The sequence below is a fragment of the Andreprevotia chitinilytica DSM 18519 genome (assembly GCF_000711875.1).
Taxonomy (GTDB): domain Bacteria; phylum Pseudomonadota; class Gammaproteobacteria; order Burkholderiales; family Chitinibacteraceae; genus Andreprevotia; species Andreprevotia chitinilytica.
Window position 1 is genome coordinate 1 of record NZ_JONM01000053.1, and the last position, 5,950, is coordinate 5,950.

At 65.5% G+C, this 5,950-nt stretch carries 1 protein-coding gene; it reads left to right on the forward strand.

Annotated features, from left to right (window positions below):
- A partial coding sequence (locus tag BR41_RS24770; RefSeq protein WP_035061461.1) for a hypothetical protein occupies positions 1-5,950 on the forward strand: 5,950 nt, incomplete at both ends.

Genomic DNA, 5,950 nt, shown 5'->3' on the forward strand with positions numbered 1-5,950 from the left:
GCGCGCGTCGCCGGCTCTGTGCAGGCGGCCTATGGACTCACCCTCGCTGCTAACCAAAGCGTCGCTGCAACCAAGGGTCAGGCCAGCATCGAATCCACCGGCAGTGTCATGTCCGGCAGCCACGGTAGTCTGGTGCTGATCGGCGACACAGTGCGCATCGACGGCACGGCATCTGCACAGCTCGACGCCATTGTGGGTAGCACGCACGACGTGAGTGGCAGTGGCAGCCTCTTTGCCAACAGCGATGTGCAAGTGCAGTCCGCCCTCGGTTCGATCAGCCTCGGCAGTGTGCAATCCGGCCGCAATGTCCGTGTGGACGCAGCGCGGGCGATCGACCTCGGCGTGGCACTGGCCTATGGCAACCTGCATCTCGGTACGATGCTCCAGCCGATTGGCGGTGGCGATATCACTGTCCATAACGCCACCCTGACTGCAGGCCAGTTGAACATCGTCGGGCAGGGCAACGTCGTCCTCGCCGGGCAGACCTATGTCGGGCAGAGCGCTCAGGTCCTTGCCTTCCAATCGTTGGTCACCCAAGGCCAGGTCATTGTGCAGGGCGACGCCACGCTGAGTGCTCAGCAGGATGAGGTGCTTATCAATGGCCTGCAGGTTGGCGGCCAACTCAACGCCGGCGCGGGCCGCACGCTGGCGCTGGGCGATACCACTTATGTGGTAGGCGATGTGGCGCTGAGGTCTGGCGCTGATTCCGCCTTTGGTGCATTGCTGACCCAAGGCAAGTTGACTACCACTGCGGGTGGCAACCTCAGGCTCACCAATCAAGTGATCGCGCAGGGCGATACCAGCCTTACCGCCACCAGCGGCACGCTCACCAGCAATGGTCCGCTCACCATCGGCGGCACCGGCACGCTCAAGGCCGGGCAGGACATCAATCTGAACGGCGCAGCGCAAGTCGGTGGCACCTATCTGAGCGTCCAGGCTGGTCAAGACATTAACCTGCTGAATGCGCTCGGTGTGAATGGCAATCTCGTTGGCTACGCCATTCGTAATCTTACCAGCGCCGGGCAGATATTGACCGGCGGCGATACCACGCTCTGGGCGCAACAGGGCGACCTCGCGCTCGGCGGCACGCTGCAAGCGAATGGTGCGCTGAGTGTATATAGCGGCGGCAATACGGTCGTCAGCGGACAGGCGAGCGGCAACCGCTGGGTCTCGCAAATCGCGCAGGGGAATGCCAGCATCAGCGGCACACTGACCTCGGTGGGCGAGCTGGATAGCAGCGCAGGTAAACGCCTCGATGTGTCTGGCACCGCTAATGCCGGCACGGTGCTCAATGCTAGCTCGCTCAGTGGTGATCTCCATGTCGATGGCCTGCTCGCCTCGGCGCAAACGCTGACCGCGCAGGCCAGCCAAGGCACGCTCAGCGGCCAAGGTGCGCTGGTCAGCCAGCAAGATGTGAAGCTGACCGCCAACGCCGCCGCCTTCACCGGTGCAGTGCAGGCTGGCAGCACCCTCACCGCGACCACACAACAGCAACTGGCGCTCGCTACAGTCGTGACCGGCGGCAATGCCAATCTGAACACCGTAACGGGCAACACCAGCAACACCACCCTCGGCACCGCCAAAATCGGCGGCCAGCTCAACATCGGCGGCCAAGACGCCACCATCGCCGGCCCCCTCTCCGTCGGCCAGCGCGCACTTGTGCGTACCCGCTCGCTCGATCTGCAACAGGGCGGCCTGTTTGGCGGGGCGCTCAATGTCACCACCCAGCAGCAATGGCACAGCGGCAGCGACGTGACCGTGCTCGGTGGCGATGTCACCGCTACGACCGGCAGCACTGCCTTGAATGGCACGCTGACGGTACAAGGCAACCTGAACGCCACCTCCACCGGCAACACCACGCTTGGCGCGACAACCGTCAGCGGTACTGCCCAAATCGCTAGCACCCAAGGCAACCTCACCCTCACCGGCCCGTTGCAAGCGCAGCAAGCCGTCACGCTCACCAGCGCCCAGGCACTAACCCACGGCGATGTCAGCTCGGCGGATTCGCTCAGCTTGACCAGCGGCGGTGCGCTCACTGGCAGCGGCAATGTCGTCGCGGTGAACAATGTCACGCTTAACGCCGGGACGACCCTGACCCAAAGCGGCATCGTGCAGGCCGGCGGTTTGCTCAAGGCCCAATCCGGCAGCGATGCCGCGTTGACCGGCACCAACTATGGTGGCACCGGCATCCAGCTCACTTCCGGCGGCAAGCTCACCGCTAACAACCTGCAAACCCCCGGCGCACTGACGCTGACCAGCGTGGGCGACCAGACCATCACCGGCAACAGCAGCATCGTCGGCGATATCGCGCTCGTTTCCAGTGCGGGCAGTATTAGTAATAGCGGCACCCTGAGCGGCAACGGCAACCTCACCGCCACCGCCGCGCAGAACCTCACTTTCGCTGGCACAACTGGTGCGGCCGGCACGGTGAATGCGACGGCTACCCAAGGCAACTTGACCGTAGCCAGTACCGGTAGCCTCGCAGGGAATACCGCCCTCAACCTCAACGCCGGCCAACGCATCCAGATCGATGGCGGCGTCGCCACCAATGGCGATCTGACCGCCCAAGCAGGGACGAACGTCCAACTCGGCGGCCAAGCCATGGCCGGTGGCAAGCTCACCGCCACAGCCGGGCAATCGGTGATCGTTACCGGTGGCGCAGCCAGCGGCAGTGATCTCGCCCTGACCGCGACGCACGGCGGTGTGCAGACCAGCGGCAGCCTCTCCAGCGTCGGCAACACCACCCTGGTTGGCGATGGCGACAGCGTGGCCGGCGGCAGCATCGCCGCCGGCAAAGACCTTGCCGTTACTTCCAACCACGGCGCAGTTACGCTGCAAGGCACGGTCGGCGCCACCGGCCAGACCCAAGCCACGGCCGCGACCACGCTCACCCAAACCGGCACGCTGCAAGCCAATGGCAACGTCTCGCTGCAAGCGCACGACCTCGCCCTGAACGGCACGGTGCAAACCGCTGGCGCACTCAGCGGCCAATCGGTCGGCAATACCAACGTCGGTGGTGTTCTCGCCGCCAACCAGACCCTCAACCTCACCGCTGGCCAAGTGCTCACCGTAGCGAACACCGGCAGCGTCGCCGCACTGCAAGACGTCACCCTCACAGCCGGCAACGATCTCACCCTGCAAGGCCAGGCCGGCACGGGTGGCAACCTCGTACTGCAATCGACTGCTGGCAACGTCCGCATCGACGGTTCGACCGCCGCCAACGGCAGCACCCGCATCACCGCCGCGCAAACGCTCAACGGCGCAGGCCAACTGGCAGCTGCGCAAGATGTCACCCTCAACGCCCAAAGCATCGCCCTGACCGGATCGCTCATCAGCGGTGGCAACCTCACCGCCCAAGCGAGCAACGCGCTCGGCCTGGGCACTAGCACCGTGGCCGGCAACGCCACGCTGACGTCCGGCGCTGACCTCACCCTCGGCGGCAAGACGCAAGTGCAAGGGCTGCTGACCGCCACGGCGAACGGCAATGGCAACCTCACCAGCAACGGCGCGATCACCGCCAACACCATTCAGCTCAGCGCCAACAACGTGGCGCTGCAACAAGCCGTCACCACGGTGCAGGATTTCAGCCTCACCGCGCGCGGCGCGTTGACCGGCAATGGCGACCTCGCCAGCCACGGCAACTTCACTGCCAACGTCGCTTCTGCGAACACCGGCGGCAACATCACCGTCGACGGCAACGGCACCCTCATTGGCACCGGCGACGTGCGCATCGGCCAGACCGTCGCGATTGGCGGCGTTACCCAGCTCACCAGCCAGACCGGCGCACTCAGCGTCGGCGGCAATGTGCTGGCGGCCAAGACCGCCACCCTGCAAGCTGCCAACCAAGTCACCGTGGCCGGCAACCTCGCCGCCAACGGCAATACGGCTATCACCAGCCAAAATAGCGGCGTGCTGATCAGCGGCCAGCTCGCCACCGGCGGCACCGCCACCTTGCGCGGCGCAAGCGATGTGAATGTCGGCGGCGCGCTCAATGCCGCTGGCGATGTCACGCTGCAATCCACTGCCGGCAACATTAGCCTCGGCAACACCCTCACCACCGGCGGCGCTGCCACGCTCACCGCCCGCAACAACCTCGCCCTCGGCGGCGATGTAAACGCCAGCAACGCGCTGCAGCTGACCGCCAGCCAAGGCAACCTCACCGCCCAAGGTGGCCTTGCTGCCAGCAACGTGACCGCGCAAGCCGGCAACAACCTGACCATATTCGGCAAGACCAACACCGGCGCAGCCGTGTTGAATGCCGGGGGCAATCTGCAGACGGCCGTGGTGCAGGCCGCCAGCCTCAATGAAACCGCTGGCCAGAGCATCCTGCATACCGGCGATGTCTATGTATTCAGCAACGGCATCACTGCCAGCGCCGGGACGAACTTCGCCACCCAAGGGCTGTTGTTCGCCGCGCAAGACGCCAGCATCACCGCCGGCCAATCGCTCACGCTCGGCAACCTCGCCGGCATTGGCGGCAACGCCAGCCTGACCGCCACGCATGGCGACCTGAGCAGTCAGGTTGGCCTGAGCACCGGCGGCAACCTCACCGCCACCGCAGGCAACAACCTCACGCTGGCGGGCACCACCCAGCTGGCGCAACACGTGGCCGCCGGCCAGACCTCCAGCGATACCGCCACCCTGCGCGCCGGCAGCAACATCACCTTGTCAGGTGCCAATACCGCCAATGGCAACCTCGATCTGCAAGCTGGCAGCGTCGTCCTGAACGGCAGCCTGCAAGCCAACGGCAATCTCGCTGCCCGCAGCACGCAGACCGATGTGATCAACAACGCCGCCACCGGCGCGAACGCCATCACCCTCGCCGCCGCGCAAACCCTCAAGGGCAGCGGCAGCCTGGATAGCCAGACCACCACCGCACTCAGTGCCGGCAACGATGTAAACCTGACCGGCGCAACCCACAGCGTCGGCGACCTGACCGTTTCCGGCCAAAACATCATCCTCGGCCAGACAGCCACCACCACCGGCGCAACCCGCATCACCGGCACCGGCAACGTCAACCTCACCGGCATCGTCGGCAGCGCGGGTGATTTGAATGTCTCCGCTGGCAACAACCTCACCACACAAGCCGCCGTCGGCAGCGTAACCGGCCAGACCAGCCTCACCGCCAACCACGGCAACCTCACCGCCAACGACAGCGTGTACGGCAAGACCGGCCTTACTCTGGCGGCCGGCAACAACGTGAACGCCGGCCTGCTCGCCACCAGCGGCAACGCCACCCTCAGTGGCAGCAACATCAGCACCGGCCAGCTCAACGTCGGCGGCAACCTGAATGCCACCGCCACCAACGGCCTCACCCTCAACAACGACCCGGCGACCAGCTCGGTCGTCAACGGCACCGCCACGCTCAACGCCGGCGGCACGCTCACCAACAACAACGCCCTCGTCGTCGGCCAAGCGCTGAACAGCACCGTCGGCACCTTGCAAAACAACGGCCTGCTCAGCGCCACCGGCCCGGTGAACCTCACCGCCGCCGGCACGCTCAATGTCGGCACCCTCGGCACGCGTGGCGATGCCACCTTGCGCGGGGCGGACATCAGCGCCGGCCTGCTCAACATCGCCGGCAACCTCAATGCCACCGCCACCAACAGCCTCACCCTCAACAACGATGCCGTCAGCGCCTCGCTGGTGAACGGCAACGCCACGCTCAATGCCGGCACCACGCTCACCAACAACAACACCCTCGTCGTCAGTCATGACCTGACCGCCACCGCTGCCACGCTCAACAACAGCAGCGGCGCGCAACTGGCGGCCGGTGGCAATGCCAGCCTCACCGCCAGCAGCCAGCTCAACAACCAAGGCACGATTGCTGCCGGCAGTGGTGGCAGCGGTACGCTCACCATCACCACCCCCGCCCTGAACAACATCAACGGCCTGATCTACGCCAGCCACGATGCCAACCTCAATGCGGGCGCATTCAGCAACAGCAACG